15 protein-coding genes and 2 pseudogenes are annotated in these 19,298 nt (G+C 58.3%); 5 read left to right on the top strand and 12 right to left on the bottom strand.

Annotated features, from left to right (window positions below; genetic code table 11):
* Positions 1 to 124: 124 nt before the first annotated feature.
* The 6 genes from AAAK34_RS07580 to AAAK34_RS07555 form a co-directional block, all read right to left on the bottom strand.
* Positions 125 to 619: a Dps family protein gene (locus AAAK34_RS07580; RefSeq protein ID WP_231698231.1), complete on the bottom strand. Its 495-nt coding sequence runs from the start codon at positions 617 to 619 to the stop codon at positions 125 to 127.
* A 153-nt stretch (positions 620 to 772) separates the two neighbouring features.
* A complete protein-coding gene (locus AAAK34_RS07575; protein ID WP_231698230.1) occupies positions 773 to 1,912 on the bottom strand; it encodes a zinc-binding dehydrogenase in 1,140 nt (379 codons plus the stop codon).
* 134 nt (positions 1,913 to 2,046) lie between these two features.
* Positions 2,047 to 2,904 carry a DUF2520 domain-containing protein gene (locus AAAK34_RS07570; RefSeq protein ID WP_231698229.1) on the bottom strand — a complete coding sequence of 286 codons (858 nt, stop codon included), beginning with the start codon at positions 2,902 to 2,904 and terminating at the stop codon, positions 2,047 to 2,049.
* A gap of 113 nt (positions 2,905 to 3,017) precedes the next feature.
* Entirely contained in the window at positions 3,018 to 3,698 is a 681-nt protein-coding gene (locus AAAK34_RS07565; RefSeq protein WP_231698228.1) for a nucleotidyltransferase family protein, read from the bottom strand.
* 80 nt (positions 3,699 to 3,778) lie between these two features.
* Positions 3,779 to 4,726, bottom strand: coding sequence for a diguanylate cyclase domain-containing protein (locus AAAK34_RS07560; RefSeq protein ID WP_431778005.1), 948 nt, complete (start codon positions 4,724 to 4,726; stop codon positions 3,779 to 3,781).
* A 74-nt stretch (positions 4,727 to 4,800) separates the two neighbouring features.
* Positions 4,801 to 5,520 (bottom strand): class II aldolase/adducin family protein, encoded by a 720-nt coding sequence (locus AAAK34_RS07555; protein ID WP_231698226.1) that lies wholly within the window; start codon positions 5,518 to 5,520, stop codon positions 4,801 to 4,803.
* 81 nt (positions 5,521 to 5,601) lie between these two features.
* On the opposite strand from AAAK34_RS07555, the gene AAAK34_RS07550 reads away from it, so the two are divergent.
* Positions 5,602 to 6,570, top strand: a complete 969-nt coding sequence (locus AAAK34_RS07550) for a tripartite tricarboxylate transporter substrate binding protein (RefSeq protein WP_231698225.1) — start codon at positions 5,602 to 5,604, stop codon at positions 6,568 to 6,570.
* Positions 6,571 to 6,789: 219 nt separating this feature from the next.
* Here the strand turns inward: AAAK34_RS07550 and AAAK34_RS07545 are convergent, their stop codons facing one another.
* Positions 6,790 to 8,037 (bottom strand): citrate synthase, encoded by a 1,248-nt coding sequence (locus AAAK34_RS07545; RefSeq protein WP_431777907.1) that lies wholly within the window; start codon positions 8,035 to 8,037, stop codon positions 6,790 to 6,792.
* Positions 8,038 to 8,141: 104 nt separating this feature from the next.
* Here AAAK34_RS07545 and AAAK34_RS07540 point away from each other — a divergent pair, with 104 nt between their 5' ends.
* From AAAK34_RS07540 to AAAK34_RS07525, 4 genes are read left to right on the top strand one after another with little or no spacing between them, the layout of a single operon-like run.
* Positions 8,142 to 9,149, top strand: a complete 1,008-nt coding sequence (locus tag AAAK34_RS07540) for a tripartite tricarboxylate transporter substrate binding protein (protein ID WP_231698223.1) — start codon at positions 8,142 to 8,144, stop codon at positions 9,147 to 9,149.
* Between the two features lie 7 nt (positions 9,150 to 9,156).
* Positions 9,157 to 10,977: a thiamine pyrophosphate-binding protein gene (locus AAAK34_RS07535; RefSeq protein ID WP_431777906.1), complete on the top strand. Its 1,821-nt coding sequence runs from the start codon at positions 9,157 to 9,159 to the stop codon at positions 10,975 to 10,977.
* On the top strand, positions 10,970 to 12,499 hold the full coding sequence (locus AAAK34_RS07530) for an aldehyde dehydrogenase family protein (RefSeq protein ID WP_231698222.1): 1,530 nt from the start codon (positions 10,970 to 10,972) through the stop codon (positions 12,497 to 12,499). Before AAAK34_RS07535 ends, AAAK34_RS07530 begins: the two co-directional genes overlap by 8 nt.
* Before the next feature lie 36 nt (positions 12,500 to 12,535).
* Positions 12,536 to 13,060 carry a cupin domain-containing protein gene (locus AAAK34_RS07525; protein ID WP_231698221.1) on the top strand — a complete coding sequence of 175 codons (525 nt, stop codon included), beginning with the start codon at positions 12,536 to 12,538 and terminating at the stop codon, positions 13,058 to 13,060.
* Between the two features lie 412 nt (positions 13,061 to 13,472).
* Here AAAK34_RS07525 and AAAK34_RS07520 read toward each other — a convergent pair whose 3' ends face one another.
* The 5 genes and pseudogenes from AAAK34_RS07520 to AAAK34_RS07500 form a co-directional block, all read right to left on the bottom strand.
* Positions 13,473 to 14,552 carry a patatin-like phospholipase family protein gene (locus AAAK34_RS07520; RefSeq protein ID WP_431777905.1) on the bottom strand — a complete coding sequence of 360 codons (1,080 nt, stop codon included), beginning with the start codon at positions 14,550 to 14,552 and terminating at the stop codon, positions 13,473 to 13,475.
* A gap of 152 nt (positions 14,553 to 14,704) precedes the next feature.
* Positions 14,705 to 15,697: pseudogene (locus AAAK34_RS07515) on the bottom strand (DUF3387 domain-containing protein); the annotation flags it as partial.
* Positions 15,698 to 15,763: 66 nt separating this feature from the next.
* Positions 15,764 to 17,911 (bottom strand): annotated as a pseudogene (locus AAAK34_RS07510) (type I restriction endonuclease subunit R); the annotation flags it as partial.
* Positions 17,912 to 18,010: 99 nt separating this feature from the next.
* Positions 18,011 to 18,349: a hypothetical protein gene (locus tag AAAK34_RS07505; RefSeq protein WP_231698219.1), complete on the bottom strand. Its 339-nt coding sequence runs from the start codon at positions 18,347 to 18,349 to the stop codon at positions 18,011 to 18,013.
* 85 nt (positions 18,350 to 18,434) lie between these two features.
* A complete protein-coding gene (locus tag AAAK34_RS07500) occupies positions 18,435 to 18,707 on the bottom strand; it encodes a VF530 family protein (RefSeq protein ID WP_231698218.1) in 273 nt (90 codons plus the stop codon).
* Between the last annotated feature and the right edge of the window lie 591 nt (positions 18,708 to 19,298).

The following is a 19,298-nucleotide window of genomic DNA, read 5'->3' as shown; positions in this document are numbered from 1 at the left end:
CGCAAACGGGGCTATGAGACGCGTCTGCCCCGTCAAGACGAGTGAAGGAGTTCAATCGTGCTGAATTGCAGGTTCGTTGAACAGATCTGAAGCTTAGAGTGCAGACAGCACTTATTGGCCGGATCTATTCTTCCAGCAGGCTGCGCAGCATCCACGCGGTTTTTTCGTGGACATCGATGCGCTGGGTCAGCACATCGGCCGTGGGCTGATCATTGGCCTCGTCCACAACAGGGAAGAGCCTGCGAGCGGTGCGGGCGGTGGCTTCTTGGGCTGAAACCAGGTGGCGGATCATGTCCGTCGCTTTGGGCACGCCGTCAACTTCCTTGATAGACGCGAGCTTGACGAACTCTTTGTAAGTGCCTGGGGCAGGAAAGCCGAGAGCCCGAATGCGCTCGGCAATGATGTCCAGCGCGTTCCACTGCTCCGTGTACTGATTCATGAACATGGTGTGCAGGGTGTTGAATTGCGGCCCGGTCACGTTCCAGTGGAAGTTGTGCGTCATCAGGTAGAGGGTGTAGCTGTCAGCCAGCAGCGCTGAGAGACCTTCTGCGATTTTCTTGCGGTCAGCGTCGGAGATACCGATATCGATCGGCATTGCTTTGGCTTTCTTTGCTTTCATGGTGTATTCCTTTAATCAAAACTGAACAACTTAGGTGGAGAAACCTAGGGATGCCCTGGGTGAAACAAGCATCTCTTCGCGCCTAATGCATGATTACTTTTTATGGTAATCGAAATTGATGCATTGGCGCTTCGGCGGCCCCCTTCGGCTCGATCACTTCGAGGGGTCGATCAGCACCTTGGCCCCGGTGTTACGCGACCCATAAAAAGCAATGGCCTCCGCGCTCAGGGCTTCCGAAAGCGATACCGTGCGCGCATAGTGGCTTGCGAACGTGGTTTTTAGCTCAGCCATCACGCGCTCGCGCAGCGCCTGCGCCGCCTCGTCCCCAATTTTTTTCAGGAACGAGAACAAGAGCCAACCACCGATACCCCAGGCCATGCCAAAAGTGCGGTGAATCTCGGTCGGGCGTGTGTCCAGGTGACCATATAGGTAGACCTGTTTGTGCACAGCTGAGCCGTAACGGCTGTACTCCTTGGAGTTCCGACTTATTGCGTTCTCCATGCACTGGAGGATTGTCCCGGCCAGGGTACCGCCGCCCGTCGCATCGAACGCGATCGTGGCGCCCGTGGCAGCCAGTGCATCAGTAAGGTCTGTCGCAAAGCCGGGTGCACTGCTGTCGCACACATACTGAGCCCCCAGCCCGCGCAGCAACGCCACCTGCTCGGGTCTGCGAACGATGTTGACCAACGCAATACCGTCTTTTTGACAGATCCTGTTGAGCATCTGGCCGAGGTTGCTCGCTGCGGCCGTATGAACGAGAGCCTTGTGACCTTCTCGCTTCATCGTCTCGACCATTCCCAGTGCAGTCAACGGGTTGACGAAGCATGACGCTCCTTCCGCTGCGGTAGTGCCGGCCGGCAGCGCCAAGCACTGTGCGGCAGGGATCGCGCGATACTGCGCATACATGGCCCCACCGATCACCGCCACCGTTCGGCCCAAGAGGGCCTGAGCGCCCTGCGATGAACCAGCGGCCACCACCAGACCAGCACCTTCGTTGCCCACTGGCATGCTTTCTCCGATGCGAGCCGCCAGCCCGGGCATGGCCCGCTCTGGAATGCGTGCGCTCACGATCGGCCGATCGGGGGTGCCTGACACCTGCGCCGTTGAAAGATCAGCTGGCCCAAAAAGCAAACCAATATCCGAGGGATTGATCGGCGTCGCCTGCATCTGGATTAAGACTTCGTCAGGCCCCGGCACCGGAACAGGAATTGACTCCAGGCTGATTTGCAGTGTGCCATCCGCCTGGACGAGCGAGCGAAGTTGAAGTGCGGCGGCTGGGATGGATTGGTTCATGTGCCTCTCTCTGCTTTGCTTATACGCCGACCAGTATGGGCCGGCTGCCGCCATTTTTACAAAACCCAGACCATCGTGCAGGAGAGCCGCCGTGATTCGTGAGGCGAAACAACGAAGAGCATGCCCCTCGAAGCTTAAGATCTGCGCAATGCCAGTTCCAGCCGTTCAAGGGCAGCAGCTTCCAGATTCCCATTGTCTCGGGCGAGTCGCAATTGTCGCAGGGCCACACTACGGTAAAAATCAACCGCTGGATCTCCCAGCTTGGCCAATTCGCGCAAATGCAGCGATACCACTGACACATCGCCTCTGGAGATGGGCCCCGCGATCGCACCCGCCAAGCCTTTGGCTTCTACGGCATCCAGCGCGCCACGCGCCAACGGCATCAACGCATCAAGTGCATCATGATCGTTCACACCAAAGCTGTTCCAGATGTCACAGGCTTCTCTGAGCAAGGAAAGCAAGAAGCTCGCGGCATAGTTCGTCGCCGCGTGATAGCGGCCTCTCACGCCAGGAGGTAGCCTGATGACGCGGTAACCCACAAGCTCAGCTATGCGCGAGAGCTCCGCTTCAAGAGCCCCTTGCGCCTCAATAGCGACACTGCTGCCTGCCATGTTTGAAAAGGAGACTGCCGGGTCGGCAAAAAGCTGCAAGGGATGGAACCCGCCAATGGCTGCACCTTGAGATGCGGCAGGTTCGAGCACCGCCACCTCAGTCGCGCCGCTGCAATGAACCACACACTGCCCATGGCGCCACCTTACCTGACTGGCGGTGGTACCGATCATGTCATCAGTGACCGTGATGAAAACAAGATCTGCCATATCGGCCGCTTGCTGGGGCGTATCGCAGACCTTGCAGCCACCGGCCGATGCCGCAAGTGTCTCGGCCTTCGATGTGGTGCGATTGAAAACAGCTGCGACCTCGATATTTACACGGCTAAAGGCGGCCGCGAGCGCCTGAGCAAGTCGACCCGCACCAATGAATGCAATTTTCATGAGACCTTCAAGTTCGCTCGTATCGACAGCCTGATTTCAAAATGACTATGGCCCCTTGCCCGAGTAGCACCTGCCGCTTCTGCTACTGGAGGCGATGGTAGTCGGCCCGAGGTTCAGGCCAGTCCGGCCAAGTCGACCGGCCAGCTGAGGCGATGGCCTGTACGCGAGACCAGTTGTTCGATATCTTCAGGTGTGTCGACATCGGCTCGATAGTGCTCATTCGTAGTCACCCAATGGTGCACAAACTCTGGGTGTCCCGTCTGCCACTGCCGACAGCCCATACTCTGAGGACCCGCCAGAATTTGACTCCGCACGCTGGCACTGAAAATTACCGGGTTGCCAGGAAGTCCGTCCACGCTAGGCTGAACCACCTCAGCGCCTCGCGGGCGCATCTTGTAAGCACAGATGAGATCGATGATATCTTGCTGGTTGATCAAGGGCTGATCGGCCAGTGCCACCATGACGCAATCTATTTTTCCGGTCAGAGCCTGCAGGCCGAGCCGCAACGATGAAATCTGACCAGCATCGGGATCAGGATTGCGCACCAGGGTGACCGGAAAGCCCTGAACAGCGACTTCGATGCGCTCGGCATAGTGCCCCAGCACCACCACCAAGGGAGCCGCACCAGCGGAAGTAAGCGCAATTATCTGGCGCCTGATCAGGGGAACACCATCCAATTCCAGCAGGCATTTGGGCTTGTTACCCATGCGTGACCCTGAACCGGCCGCGAGCAACAGCGCACCCACCACTATGCGGCTGTTCAGGCCACTGCCACCTTTAAGAATGGAGCCCATGGTTCAACCTACGCAGCAGGATTTTTTCATCGACTTGTCTCCTGGTCACTCTGTTTCCGAGTAGCCACCAAATGACCGACTCAAGCCTCCTGCTGCACATACTCAGTGCGGTGCCGCCCGTTGCTCTTGGCCACATAGAGCTGTCGATCCACCGCTTTGATGAAATCTGATGGGTCAGCCTTTTCATCTGGCACCACCGTGCCCGCTCCTATGCTAACCGTGACGCGCTGACCGTGCGGCGACAACGCATGCACGATAGACCGCTTCTGGAGCAACCGCTGGCATCGGTCAGCGATGTTGCGTGCCACTTCTTCGTCAGCTTCAGGCAGCATGACCACAAATTCCTCGCCTCCGTAGCGAGCAACAAGATCGCGGGGCCCAACCACGGCCAAACTCAGAGTCTGCGCAATATCCACTAGGCAATTGTCGCCCTGGATGTGACCATACAAATCGTTGTACTGCTTGAAATAGTCGACGTCGAACAACAAGATGGATAGTGGCTTGCCTTCACTGCGGGCGTGCTCCCACTCCTGCTTATAACTGCTATCGAATCGGCGTCGGTTGGCGATACCCGTTAACCCGTCCTTGAACGACAGCGCCTCCAGCTCTTTCTGCAAGCTCAGCAATTTTTCTTCGGTTTTCTTGCGCTCGCTAATGTCGAACATGAAGCCAACCAGTGCCTCGACTTCGCCCTTCTCATTGCGCACCACGTGGACCACATCTCGAATCCAGACATAGCCGTTGTCCTTGGTTCGCGCTCGGTAGTCTGCCTCATGGTCTATGCCGGACTGGGATTGAGCGACGCAATAATTCACCACATTTTCGCGATCCTCGTGGTGAATGCGCATGGCCCAGTCCTCCACCGACACCCAGCTTTCGGGGCTCCAGCCCAGCAACGCCTCAATCTGGGGTCCGATGTAGGCGAACTTCATCGTCGCCCAATCGATCTTCCACGGAATCGCCTTGGTCGACTCCAGCAAAGTTCTGTACACGGCGCTGTCATGCACCAGTTCACTGACATCGGTTATAGCCATTTTCTCCCCCTACCCCTATTTGGAAGAGACTTTAACCCGAAGTGCGATAGATTCGATGATAGATTCGATTAACGATGTCCTGCCTGCGCGCGACGCTTCCACATCTCCCAGGGTCGTCCCAGATGTTGGTCATTCATGTCCGAGGTGGCTTGGGCTTCTTCCGGGGTAAGGAAAGTGATCTCACCCAAGCGCATTGCTTCACTCTGAAGGCGTGCATTGCTCTCGGTATAAATGGCGCGAAACACCGCCTGCTGAATGGAAACGCCCACCACGACGTTGCCGTGGCCGCGCATCAGAGCCACATTCGAATCACCTAATTGCTCGGCCAATGCCTTGCCCAGCGCCTGGTTGCGTATGAGCAGGTCGGTAGAAGCGCCCGCAGCGTGCCGGATTTCAAAAACTGGCACCTGCGCACCAAGAAATCCGCTCATGTGGCAAATTGGCCGCAACCGAGCGCCCGTGACCCCGAAAGGAATCACGGCCGGCGAGTGGGTGTGGACAATAGAGACCACATCAGGGCGAGAGCGGTAGATTTCGCTGTGTATGAAGCGCTCCACATAGGCATTGCGTCCGCGTGCATCATGCACTTGGCCATCAAGGTCACAAGCCATGATGTCGTCCGCGGTGACCAGTGCAGGCGCCATGCTGCGCGCAATGAGAAAGCGTTCAGGGTCCCGGTCGTGGCGCACGCTGATGTGGCCGAAGCCATCGAGCACCCCCTCGTTGACCAGGATGTGATTGGCAACAACCAGATCGTTGATCAGTTCACTGCTTGCGTTGTGGGGCATGGTCGGGGTGTCTCCTCGCACTAAAAAAGCTTAGGTATATTATTATATTTGAGCTAGAAAAAAGTACCCCCAGGAGAAATCATGAATCTTTTAAAGCGCTTTTTTGTCGGTCTGACACTTGGCGTCACCCTGGCAGGTGTCGCAACGGCACAAAATTACCCGCAACGCCCTATCCAGTTGGTTGTGCCTGTCTCGGCCGGTGGTGGCACTGATGTGCTCGCCCGCAACGTCGGCCAGAAAGTGGCGGAACTTCTTGGCCAACAAATCGTGGTTGAGAACAAGACAGGCGCCGGCGGCAACATTGGCGTTGAGTATGTAGCGAAAGCGAAAGCAGACGGCTACACACTTTTGTTCTCGCCGAACACCATCGCCACCAACGTGGCGGTCTACCGCAAACTGCCCTACGACCTGCTGCGTGACTTTAAAACTGTGGCTCTGGTCGGCCAAACTGATGTGGCCCTGGTCGTCAACAACAACCTGAAGGCGACCAACGTCAAAGAATTCGTCGACCTGGCACGCAGCCGGCCAGGCGCGCTTAACTACGGCTCTGCTGGCATGGGCAGCTCTCAGCACCTGACCGCCGAGTATTTCAACCAGATGGCCAACACCCGCAGCAACCATATTCCCTACAAGGGTCAGTCGCAAGCGATGAACGACCTGGTTGGGGGGCAACTCGACTACATGTTCAGTCCGCTGCAGAACGCTCTGCCGTTCATCAAGCAGGGGCGCATACGCGTGTTGGCCGTGGCCGCCAAGCAGCGCCATCGCGACTTGCCCCAGACGCCGACACTGATTGAGTCTGGCTATGCCGGGGCTGAAGTTGCGAACTGGTTTGCGCTTTACGCGCCGGCAGACACCCCATCAGGCGTCGTCAAAACCCTGCACTCAGCGTACACCAAGGTGCTCAAGCAGCCCGAATTCAAGAGCAAGCTGGAAAGCATGGGCTTCGACATCATCTACGCCACGCCGGAGCAGGCCACCGACTTCATGCGCTCAGAGTTGGTCCGTTGGACACGTGTCGCGGCGCATGCGGGCATCAAGGCTGAATAGGACCTTGGCTTTTCAAAACGAGCACGCGCGGTTTGCTTGAAGGAACAAAGGCTAGGGGCAGGCGTCGTGCAGACTCATCATGTCCGCTAGTTTCTGCAGGCCTGAGCGCTGCTCTAGGCAGGCTTGATGTCGTGCCTCGGCTTCCAGATCAATATCCCGTACCCTGCCTGGGCAATGGTGGGCCGATTGGTGCAAGCTTCAGTAAGAAGGGTCGGCTTTTTAACCGACAAACTTTGCTCGTGGGCGAAGAAGTGACTTGGAAAGTCGCTGCTCCTGAATGTGAGCAACCCAACCGGCAGTGCGTGCCATCACAAATATTGCAGCCGGTGATTGTGGCGGAAGTCCAATGATGCGGCACGCGGCAATCAGACCAATTTCGTGACGTGCGTAGATACCCCGCCGCGCCGCCAGTTGGTCAACAAAACTGATAATTTTCCGAACGTCACGCGGCAGACCCGCGCGCTGCCTCACCAGATCCAGAATGCACCGTGCCCTCGGGTCTCCCTTCGGATACACCGGGTGATCGAACCCGGGGACAGGCATCCCTTTCGCGAGCAATTCTTCTGCGCATGCCAGGAGCGCACTCGCGCTAGAAGCTTCATACAGGAAGCGATCAGCGCGATCATAAAGGCGAGCGACTTCAGTGCCTGCACTAGCTGATAGCGCCGCAGAGAGGCAACTGTGCAGCGATGCGCCAGCCGACGCGGCTACTCGAGCGGCCAACGTTCCAGGTGAGAGTTCGTGGTCAGCCATCAGTACAAGAACCGCATTGAGCAGACGAACACTCTCGCGATCCGCTGATACGCCCATTGCATGCAGGATACCTTCAGCGACAGTCAATCGAGTTGGAATCGGGACATAGCGTGCCCGGGTACTCAGAAGGCCAAAGCAACCCGCCATTGTCACGATCACCTCGCGAGCCGCTTCCAAAGTGCGCCCCGACCTGAGCCGGTCCGGCAATAACCCACGCCCCATCGCCAGATACTGCGCGACAAGCGCAAGCACCTCAAGGAACTGCTCCTGCGCCACATCGCTCGGGAGCGTGCGCAGTAGCCGATGAGGATGATTCAACACCTGGACAGTCGACCATCCGAATGGGGCGTCATGCAGAAGACCTGTCCAGAGGAGTTCGGCTGTCTGCTCGAACGAGGCCCCCTGGCGCACCAGATCCACTGCAAGCTGATTCCTGTAGAGAGGGCCATCAGCAGAGATCTCGGTGATGCTGGAAGGAACAATCGGTGCGCCAAGGTTCATTGCCGTGGCGGCAACCGCCTCATGGCCAAGACGAGCACCTGCCTTGAGCTTGATCCGATCAAGATCTTCGCGAAGGTAAAGACGCGTGCGCCTGGCACTGTTGTCATTCAGACTGCGCACGAGGCCTCGGCTAACGTAGGCATACAGGGTCTGCTTGCGAACGCCAAGTAGGGCGGCAGCCTCCGTCGCATTAAGGTATTCCTTACGTTCCATCGGTTCGATAGTTGATTTGCCAATCAAGATTGATTCCCAAAATTTATGCCATTAACATCCGGCCGGTTCGAAAGCCAGTTAAGTCTAAAGAGCAGGAGACAACCATGACCAAACACACCTTCAATTCCGTGGGCCGCAGGGGCTTTATTTCGACCGTCACCGCCGCCGCCCTCGGCATGTCAGGAGCAGCCATTGCCCAGTCTGGTCCTGCGGCATTTCCATCAAAACCGGTACGCATCGTGGTGCCCTTTACGCCTGGTGGCAGCAACGACGTTATCGCACGCCTTGTTGCACAGAAGTTTCAGGAAATGTGGTCGCAGCCCGTTGTGGTGGAAAACAAGCCGGGTGCGGCTGGGAACATCGGCGCCAACGAAATCGCCAAATCCGCACCGGATGGGTACAACCTGTTGCTGACGAACATCAACATCGTGTCAATGAACCCAGGGTTGATTGACAAGATGCCGTTCGATCCCCAGAAGGACTTCGCGCCCATCTCCCTCTTGGGAACAACGTCACTTGTACTGGTGGTACACCCCAGCATCCAGGCGCAAAACGCCCGACAGCTGATCGAGCTTTTGCGTCGGGAACCGGGCAAGCTGAACTATGCCTCCAGTGGCAACGGCAGCCCGCAACATATGTCGGCGGAAATGTTCAAGGCCATGACCAAGACAAGCATGCTGCACATCCCCTATCGTGGCGCTGCGCCGGCAATCGCTGACCTTCTGGCAGGGCAGGTTCAGGTCTCGGTCGGAGTCATCAACCAATTGCTACCCCACATCCGAGCCGGAAAAATGAAGGCGCTGGCAGTGACCAGTCGCAAGCGACTCTCCAGTCTGCCCGACGTTCCTACGCTGGACGAGGCGGGCGTGCCAGGCTACGAGAGCGAGATCTGGCTCGGGTTGGCGGCGCCCGCAGGTACGCCTCCGGCAATCGTTGACTTCATCAATCAGGCCGCGCGTCGCGTCATGGCCATGCCTGACGTTGTCGAGAAGCTGCAGGGGCAGGGCATCGAAGTTCTGGTGAGTACACCTGAGCAGATGCGCCAGCGTGGTCTGGACGATCTCAAGCGTTGGGGCGACATCATTAAAACTGCCGGCATCAAGGTGGAGTAAGAACAAAGTGAAGATCGATTCCAAAGTTGACGTGTCTATGGGAGCCAGGCGAGATGACCCGGTTCCCATGAGTGAGCAAGCAGCAGGACATGTTTGGGGCAGTGACGCGATAGCCGACATGCTTCGAGCCCTGGAAGTACCCTATGTTCTGCTGAATCCTGGTGCCAGTTTTCGTGGGTTGCATGACAGCTTGGTCAATCACCTTGGTAACGTGAAGCCGCAAATGCTTGTCGTCTTGCACGAGGAGCATGCGGTGTCAATTGCGCATGGCTATGCCAAGGTCAGCGGCAAGCCGCTCGCAGCGATTCTTCACAGTAATGTTGGCCTCATGCACGGCAGTATGGCCATCTTCGATGCCTGGGCAGACCGGGTTCCCGTACTGGTGCTGGGTGCAACAGGGCCAGTCGATGCAGCACGCCGACGCCCCTGGATCGATTGGCTGCACACCGCTCAGGACCAAGCCGCCCTGGTGCGGAATTTCATCAAATGGGATGCACAGCCTGCATCGGTCGCTGCGGCGCAAGAGGCGCTTCTGCGCGCTTGGCGCATTGCAGACACGGCTCCACGCGGCCCTGTGTACGTATGCTTCGATGCTGCGTTGCAGGAGACCCGTCTGAGCGAGCGTCCGGTAGTCCCTGATGTGTCCCGATATAAGCCGCCTCAGCCACCCGCGCCAGCTTCGAGCGACGTGCAACGGACTGCCGAGTTGCTTCGTCGGGCTCGCAAGCCGGTCATTCTTGCTGGCCGCGTGTCACGCTCGCAGTCCGGGTGGGACGAGCGCGTTGCGCTCGCTGAGCGGCTGGGAGCCCAGGTGTTGACAGACCTCAAGCTTGGGGCGGCATTCCCTACCAGCCACCCCCTTCATGCAGCTCCGGCGGGCATGTTCCTGACGCCAGACGCAGCCAGGGTTCTGAGAGAAGCCGACGTTGTGCTGAGCCTGGACTGGCTGGATCTGGCTGGAACATTGCGACAGGCGTGGGGAGAAGCCACGGTGAAGAGCCAGGTGATTCAAGTGTCAGTTGATCACCACTCGCACAACGGATGGACCATGGATCACCAGGGTTTGCCTCCGGCAGACGTTTTCCTGGCATGCGAGCCGGAGATGCTGGTCAGCGCCTTGCTGCCAGAATTGGCCGATCACCCGGAGCCCGCACGATCTCAGCATGTCGAGCGCACACCCGCAGCACAATTGAATCCCAATGAGCCGCTGACCGTCCCTGCGGTGGCGCAGGCGCTTCGCGAGGCGACACACGGCGAAGAGGTCAGTCTTTTGCGCCTCCCGCTGAGCTGGGGAGGTGACATGTGGGACTTCGACGGACCATTGGACTTTCTCGGATATGACGGTGGCGGGGGCATCGGTTCAGGGCCAGGTATGGCTGTGGGCAGCGCGCTAGCGCTCAAGGGGTCGGGCCGACTGCCCGTGGCAGTGATTGGCGATGGTGACTTTCTGATGGGAGTAACGGCCTTCTGGACTGCTGCGAATGCCCGCATCCCTCTACTTACAGTCGTCGTCAACAATCGATCGTTCTTCAATGATGAGTTGCATCAGGAGCGGGTGGCGCTCGAGCGCGGGCGTCCTGTTGAGAACAAATGGATAGGTCAGCGCATCGATGACCCGGCGCCGGATCTGGCGCAGATGGCCCGTGCCCAAGGGCTGACGGCCTTCGGACCCGTGAGCGACTCCAAAACACTATTTGACACGCTTACCCAGGCGATCAGTGCCGTCAAGCGCGGCGAGGGTGTTGTCGTGGATGTCCGCGTGCAGCCTGGGTATACCGCCTCCATGAGCCAAACCATGACGCGATCCAGCGCGAAAGACCATGAGTAATCTGCTTCAGCGCCTTCAAAGCGAAGGTATATCGTTGTCAAGCGATCCAGACCTCAGCCCGTGGGTTGAAGCCGTTCTGCCTCGTGCCGCGGGACACTACTGGGGTGGGGTCTGGCATGACGGCGGCGACGCAAGCGACAGTATCAATCCGAGTACCGGGAAGGTACTGGCTCAGTTCGCATGGGGTGGGGTCGCAGAAGTCGACGCGGCCGTCGCCTGTGCTTCCCAGGCATTTCCCGATTGGGCTGCTACTCCGCCACTTGAACGCGCCCGCTGCTTGCGCAGGGCTGCCGATATCGTAAGGTCGCATGCGCTGGAGCTCGCGCTTTTGGACGCAGCTGACTGCGGCAATCCTGTCAAAGCAATGCAGATGGATGCGGAAATCGCCGCAACCCAGATCGAATACTTTGCAGGACTCGTCCTCGAGAACAAGGGAGAAACGTTGCCAACAGGCAATGGGTCCCTCAATTACACCGTTCGAGAACCTTTGGGTGTCGTGGCCAGAATTTATCCGTTCAATCATCCCTTTATGTTTGCGGCAGGCAAGATGGCTGCCCCGCTGGCAGCAGGAAATACGGTCGTTCTCAAGCCACCAGAGCAGGCCCCCCTCTCCACACTGCGTCTCATGGAGTTGCTTGAAGGCGTATTCCCGCCCGGTGTACTCAATTGCGTCACTGGAGGGCGTGAGGTCGGCGCAGCCTTGGCTGAACACCCGAACGTCGCTGCCGTTGGCCTCATTGGCAGTGTCGGTGCAGGCCAGGCGGTGATGCGTTCGGCTGCGCAGGGCATGAAGCGCACATTGCTCGAGTTAGGCGGGAAAAATGCGATGATCATCTTCCCCGACGCCGACTTTGATGCTGCCGTGGAAGGAGCCGTACGGGGGATGAATTTCACTTGGTGCGGCCAGTCATGTGGGTCTACGAGCCGCTTGATAGTTCATGAAAGTCTGCATGCACGATTTGTTGATGCCGTGACCACGCTGCTGCAGGCCAGGCATAAACCTGGCATAGCGACCGACATGAAGACAAGTATGGGTGCGCTGGCCAGCCAAGCTCAGCATCAACGAACCCTCGACTACATCGAAATCGGACTTTCCGAGGGCGCCACGCTGGTCTCAGGAGGGCGAAAACCGGTCAACCTTGACAATGGTTTTTTTGTTGAGCCAACCGTCTTCAGCGGTGTTGAGGGACACCATCGCATCGCGCGTGAGGAGATCTTTGGCCCCGTGCTGAGCGTGATGCAGTGGAAAGACGAAGACAGCATGTTTGATCTCGTCAATGACGTTCCGTTTGGCCTCACCGCATCGATATGGACCAACGATCTGGTCACTGCGCACCATGCGGCCGGACGAGTTCAGGCCGGATACGTTTGGGTCAATGACTGCTCAATTCATATACCCGGGGCACCATTTGGAGGCTACAAGCTCTCTGGGGTGGGACGCGAAGAGTGTTTGCAGGAGCTACACGAATTTACACAGATCAAGAACGTCAACGTCTCGTTGCGCAGGACTAAACGGGATTAAAAATCCGTTCTATCAACGAAACTACTGGAGAAGTTTATGGAACTCGACCCCAAAGTTACCGATACACAGGTACCACTAGCGACTTCTAGCCAAGCATGGCTTGACGCCATGCAGCAGCTCGAGGTGCATGACCGCCCCCACTTCTTTCAGCTCGCGGCTCGACTGCCCGAACAAGGGCGAACCAATCAGGTGTTCGCTGCTACACCCTTGCTCAATGTGGTGCTCAAGACCTACGCCAGTGGCGGCGAGAATGAACTGCACGCGCACAGCAACGAAGACCATCTATTCGTTGTGTTGCAAGGCTCGGCCACATTTTATGGACCTCGCGGTGAAGAGAAAACTGTCGTGCGACACGGTGGTGTGGTGCTACCCAAGGGCGTTCTTTATCGATTCACGGCTCACGAAGGCGAACCCTTGGTGCTACTGCGGGTAGGGGCGGTTCATGACCTCACGGGTGATCCCCTGGCTCGCGTCGATGAGGACGGACAACCTTTCGATGGGTACTCTGAAGGTAACAAAGAAGTCCCTTGCATTCTGAGCATGACAAAGTGGTTCCGCTGATACTGACACTGACGTTCTTGACTCAGATTGACGATCTGTAAGCGCGTGGTCATGCAGTGTGGCGGCTTGAATGAAAGCCGTTGATGGCTGTTCTTGAAATGCAGGGCGCATCGGGTCAGCCATTTCATACCGAACCTCCAGACATGAAAGTCGGCGACGACGATCGGCACCAGTGGGGGTTGATCCAACCGCAACGACGAGACCTTTCCTGCATCGGGATCAAGGTTACGCACCAAGGCGACCGGGAGATCGTGCACCTAGCATTCACGGCGATCTGCATAGTACCCCAGCACCACCACCAATTCGCCGACGCCCGCGTTGGACACGTGTCGCGGCGCATGCGGGCATCAAGGCTGAAGAGGACCTTGGCTTTTCAAAACGAGCACGCACGGTTTATTCGAAAGAACGGGCTCTAAGGCTTGGGGCAGGCGTCGTGCAGGCTCACCATGTCGGTCAGTTTCTGCAGGCCTGAGCGCTGCTCCAGGCAGGCTTGATGCCGTGCTTCGGCTTCCTTCTGTTGCGCGAGGTGGGAAGCCTTGTCGCGCATCGCCTGCAATTGTGCGATGCGCTCACGAATTTGCGGCATCGCAGCGAGGGCGGCTTTTTCACCCTCCAGGATGGCGTTGGCACGCTGGGCGAAGTCTGTCGCGCCAATATCGAGCACCTGTGGGCGCACGATTACATCAGCGCGAGCCAACTCGGCTTGGCCGAGCTTTTGGCCCATGATCGCTATGGATTGACCGAGCGTGCCCAGCATGCCAGTGGGTGTTTGCCCGCGCGCTTTGCTTGAGATGTCCACGGCGACCACCAAGTCCGCGCCCAACTCACGCGCCGCATCGACCGGTACGGGACTGGCAACACCGCCATCCACGAAATGGTATTTGCCGATAGCTACCGGCTGAAACACACCCGGCACACTGCTGGAGGCCCGCACCGCCTGGCCGGTGTTGCCACGTGCAAACATCGTGCGTTTTCCGTCCTCCAGGCGCGTTGCCACGGCCACGAAGGGTTTGGCCAGCTTCTCCATCGGTTGGCGTCTTACCTGCTGATTCACGTAATCCTCAAGCTTTTGCCCCAGCACCAGCCCGCCGGATGAAATCTGCAGATCGCGGATCTTCGCTTCGTCGAGCGCGACGGCTTTTTCCTGCAATTCGAAGGCGTTCATGCCGCTGGCATACAAGGCCCCAACCACGCTACCCGCACTGGTGCCTGCCACTACAGAGGGAGCGAAGCCGTTAGCCTCGAGCATCTTGATGACGCCGATATGCGCGAAGCCCTTGGCCGCACCGCCCCCCAGCGCAACACCGACCTTGACGGGAGCCGAGTGAGACACGGTCGGGGTCGCTTGCGCGGTAGCCTGAACCATTAGTTCTGCGGTGGAACTGGCGGGAGGCGTGCTGCTGCAAGCCGCCAGGGCCGCCAAACTCATGAGACTCAACGGGCGCCGCAAGGCGCGGATGGCAGTCTGGAAGGGCTGTGCGTTCAAGCGCATGCTGGACAGGAGGGGCGCAATAGGAAAGTATAGGAGTCTATTGATCCCTCAGATCTGCGCAGGTTCATACTTTTTCTTTGAATCACACGCTGGATACCGCGCCCAGATATGGAAAACGGATGTAACCAAAGACGTGGGCGCGCATCTCCAATCTAGACACCAATCCAATCCTCCCCAATCTTCTCTGCCTGTCGAAGCACCAAGTCCACAGCCTCTTCCTGCAAGTCGGGCGGGTACTTGTACTTGCGCAGGATGCGCTTGACCATCAGGCGCAGCTTGGCGCGTACGCTCTCGCGCTCTGACCAGTCCACGGTCAGGTTCTGGCGCAGGTTCTCGGTCAGCTCGTGGGCGATTTTCTTGAGGGTTTCATCAGTCAGCTCTCGGACCGCTGATTCATTGGTGGCCAGGGCGTCGTAAAAGCGTACCTCGTCTTCGGTCAGGCCCAGTAGCTCACCCCGGCTGGCGGCCTCGCGGAACTTCTTGGCCATTTCGACCAGTTCTTCCATCACCTGCGCCGTTTCGATCGAACGATTTTGGTAGCGCTTGATCACGTTGCCCAGCAGTTCCGAGAACTTCTTTTCCTGCACCACGTTGCTGCCGAAGCGGCTCTTGATTTCGCCTTCGAGCAGGCGCTCCAGCAGTTCCACCGCCAAATTTTTCTCGGGTAGGTTTTTTACCTGGGCCAGGAATTCATCGTCCAGCAGGCCGATGTTGGGTTTATCCAAGCCCACGGCGTCAAAAATGTCCACCACCTGATCGGACACCACGGCATTGCTGATGATTTGCCGAATGGCCTCGTCACGATGTTCGTCGGTGCGCTTTTTGGCAGTGATGTCGCGTTTGGTCAGGATGACCTTCACGGCCTGCATGAAGGCGACTTCCTCTCGCATGGCCTTGGCTTCATCCAAGGTGCAGCACAAGGAGAAGGCCTGGGCCAGTGCCAGGGTGGTGTCGGCAAAGCGGCGTTTGCCATCTTTGCCACCCTCTTCCCGCAAGCCCAAAATGTGGTTCGCGGCCCGGGCCAGTGTTTGGTAGCCCCCGGTCAGAAAGTCGCTGTAATCACACCCGTGCAGCATGGATTGCAGCACGTCCAGCTTCTCCAGCAGAACGGCCAGTGCTTCATGGGCGTCTACCGTGGGCTTGCCGCGCCCCTTGCTGGCGGTGTACTCGCGCATGGCCGCCTTGAGCTCGTTGCCAATGCCAAGGTAGTCCACCACCAGGCCGCCCTGCTTGTCCTTGAACACGCGGTTGACGCGGGCAATGGCCTGCATGAGGTTGTGGCCCTTCATGGGCTTGTCCACGTACATGGTGTGAACACAGGGGGCGTCGAAGCCGGTGAGCCACATGTCGCGCACGATCACCAGGCGCAGCGGGTCGGCCGGGTCTTTGAAGCGCTTTTCCAGCCGCTTTTTAACTTGGCTACTGTAGACATGGGGGCGCAGCAGCGCCTTGTCGCTGGCGCTGCCGGTCATGATGATTTTGATCGCGCCCTGCTCCGGATCGTCGCTGTGCCAATTGGGGCGCAGCTGAACGATCTCGTTGTACAGGTGAACGCAGATGTCGCGGCTCATGGCCACGATCATGGCCTTGCCGTCTTGCGCCTTGTTGCGTTCCTCAAAGTGGGCCACGATATCGGCCGCCACGCTGGCTACCCGGGGCTTGGCGCCCACCACGCGCTCCAGCGCGGCCCATTTCGATTTCAGGCGAGCCTGGGCGCTTTCTTCTTCATCCTCGGCCAGTTCGTCCACCTCCTCGTCGATCAGGGGCAGCTCATCGTCTTTAAGACGCAACTTGGCGAGGCGGCTTTCGTAGTAGATCGCGACGGTGGCCCCATCTTCCTTGGCCTGCTGTATGTCGTAGACATGGATGTAATCTCCAAACACGGCACGGGTGTCGCGGTCGGTGCTGCTGACCGGCGTGCCGGTGAAGGCCACAAAGGTGGCACGGGGCAGCGCATCGCGCAGGTGCTGGGCGTAGCCGACCTGGTAGCTGACTTTGTACTCGGGCGGGGCGAAGTCGGCTGTGATCACGGTGGCGGTGTGAACATCGTCTGCCGTGGTGAAGGCGCCCTGGCTGGCGGCTGGCACCCTGCGGGTCTTGAGCTTAGCCTCAAAGCCGTACTGGGTGCGGTGGGCTTCGTCGGCAATCACCACGATGTTGTGCCGGTCGGAGAGCACGGGGAACATGTCCTCATCTTCGCCGGGCATGAACTTCTGGATGGTGGCAAACACGATGCCGCCCGACGGCCGGTTGCTTAACAGGCGGCGCAGCTCCTGGCGCGTGGTGGCCTGCACCGGCTGCTCGCGCAGCAGGTCCTGGGCAAGGCTGAAGACGCCAAAGAGCTGGCCGTCCAGATCGTTGCGGTCAGTGATCACCACAATGGTCGGGTTGGCCATGGCAGGCTCTTGCATGACCCGGGCGGCAAAGCAGGTCATGGTGATGCTCTTGCCGCTGCCCTGGGTGTGCCACACCACACCGCCCTTGCCGCGCACGGCAGCGGCGCTGTCTGGCCGTGAGGCGGCCACTACGTGTTCGATGGCCGCGCGCACCGCGTGAAACTGGTGGTAGCCCGCAATTTTCTTGACGAGTTGGCCGTCGTCCTCAAAAAGAACGAAGTACCGAAGGTAGTCCAGCAGGTAATGGGGCGCGAGGGCACCACGCACCAGGGTTTGCAGCTCCTGAAACGGCCCCAGAGGATCAAGGTTCACGCCATCAATCGTGCGCCAGGCCATGAAGCGCTCGGCATTGGCAGAGAGCGAACCCATCAGGGCATCGGTGCCGTCTGAGATCACCAGCACCTCGTTGTACTGGAACACGTCTGGAGTCTGTTCCTTGTAGGTCTCAATCTGGTCAAATGCCTTCCAGATGTTGGCGTTCTCGTCGGCGGGGTTCTTCAGTTCCAGCAACACCAGCGGCAGGCCGTTGACGAACAGGATGATGTCGGGGCGGCGGGTTTTGTGGGGACCTTTGATGGTGAACTGGTTGACTGCCCACCATTCATTGTTCTCGGGGTGCGCCCAGTCCAACAGCCGCACAAAGTCGCCGCGTGTCTCGCCATCCTTCTGGTACTGCACTGGCACGCCACCCACCAGCAGCTTGTGGAAGGCGCGGTTGGCCGACAGCAGGGACGGAATGCCCGGATCCGTGACTTGCTTGATGGCGTCTTCGCGGGCAGCAACCGGGATGCCGGGGTTGAGCTTGTTGATGGCTTCGCGCAGCCGAAGGAGCAAGATGACCTGGCGGTAGTCGGCACGCTCGGGTGAAGATCCGTCAAAGGCAATGTCGGGGCCGTAGCGGTGGGTGTAGCCCACGCCTTGCAACCAAGCCAGCGTTTCTTGTTCTAGTTGGTCTTCGGTCATCTGCCCCCTCCCTTGTGTCGATGTCATCGACATGAATCGAAAACATGTTTATTTTTTTGATGAAAATCGACATATCTTCAGGATGTGTCGATTCCGTCATCATTTCACCAGTTCAGCAAACAAAGCATCATTGATGTAGTAAATCTCCCGACCATGCTTGCTGGGGCGCAGTAGCTCCAGTGAAGCCAAAGTCTTCAAATAGGTGGATGCCGTTTGGCGCTTGGCAATGCCTGAGTCCACTAGAAACTGAATCTTGGTGTAGGGGTGACGGAAGATGACCTCAATCAAGTCCTTGCTGTATATGCCTGGAGCCTCTCTCTGCACCCGCTCACGTATCTTCTCCATCAACGCACGGATAAGAGTTACTTGGTCAAAGGTCTGCTGCGCCGTACTCTCAACTGCCTGCAGCGTATCTTGCTCTAGTTGGTCTTCATTCATCTGCTGCCCTCCTTTGTATTCATGCTATCGACATGTCGATGGATGATTTTTGTGTCTCCAGGCCAATGCAATCCATTGGTATTTGCTATGAATTTTGATGTGCTTGACCGCGCCGCTTGTCCCGCTGCATGAACAGGTAGAGCCCCTCCACCTTCTCGCGCGCCCACGGCGTCTTGCGCAGGAACTTCAGGCTGGAGGGAACGCTGGGCTCGCTGGTGAAGCACCGAATCGGAATACGCTTGCCCAGTTCCTCCCAGCCATAGTGCGCCACGAGCGCCGTGACGATGGCTTCCAGGGTGAGGCCATGGAGGGGGTTGCGTGGCTGGCTGGGTGCTTCGGGTGGGTTGGGTGTGGTCATGAGCTTTCCGGGGGGCTATCGGCGCCCTGCGTTCCAGGGAGAAACAGTTGCACCGCTTGTAGGAGCGGCTTCAGCCGCGATCGGTTTCCTTCGGAGCACAAGACGCCATTGATGACGGTGACCCTTCGCGGCTAAAGCCGCTCCTACGAAGGCAGAGACGATTAAGGCCGCTTCAGGCTTCAAAGTTTTGTTTCTCATAAGGTGGCCTCCAAAGCCGCCATCGCTTCGGGCAGGCGTAGCTGGCCGGAGATCAGGCGGGGGAGCAGGGTGTCGCGGAGCGAGGAGAGTGCTCGCAACATCACCTCGTTTTCTACAATGCGCTGATCGATTGGCGATGTAACTTCATCGTAAGCGCGGAGCACAGTTTCGGGAGCCACAACAACCGGAAGGTTCTGAAAATCCTTCTTGCTGATGGAACCGAAAACCGTTCCTTCCGAATCAAAGGCCTTGAACCGAGCCCCCAAACCACGCATCGCATAAAAAGTGAAGCCCCGAAAGCCCGACGGATGTCTAACCGATGCCACACCTCTACCGATGCAGCAGCGCTCCAAAGCCATGTTGACATCTCCGACAGGTGCTCGAACGCTGACT

This window comes from Ottowia caeni, assembly GCF_050821495.1.
Taxonomy (GTDB): domain Bacteria; phylum Pseudomonadota; class Gammaproteobacteria; order Burkholderiales; family Burkholderiaceae_C; genus Ottowia; species Ottowia caeni.
This window is presented reverse-complemented; position numbering and strand designations above follow the sequence as displayed.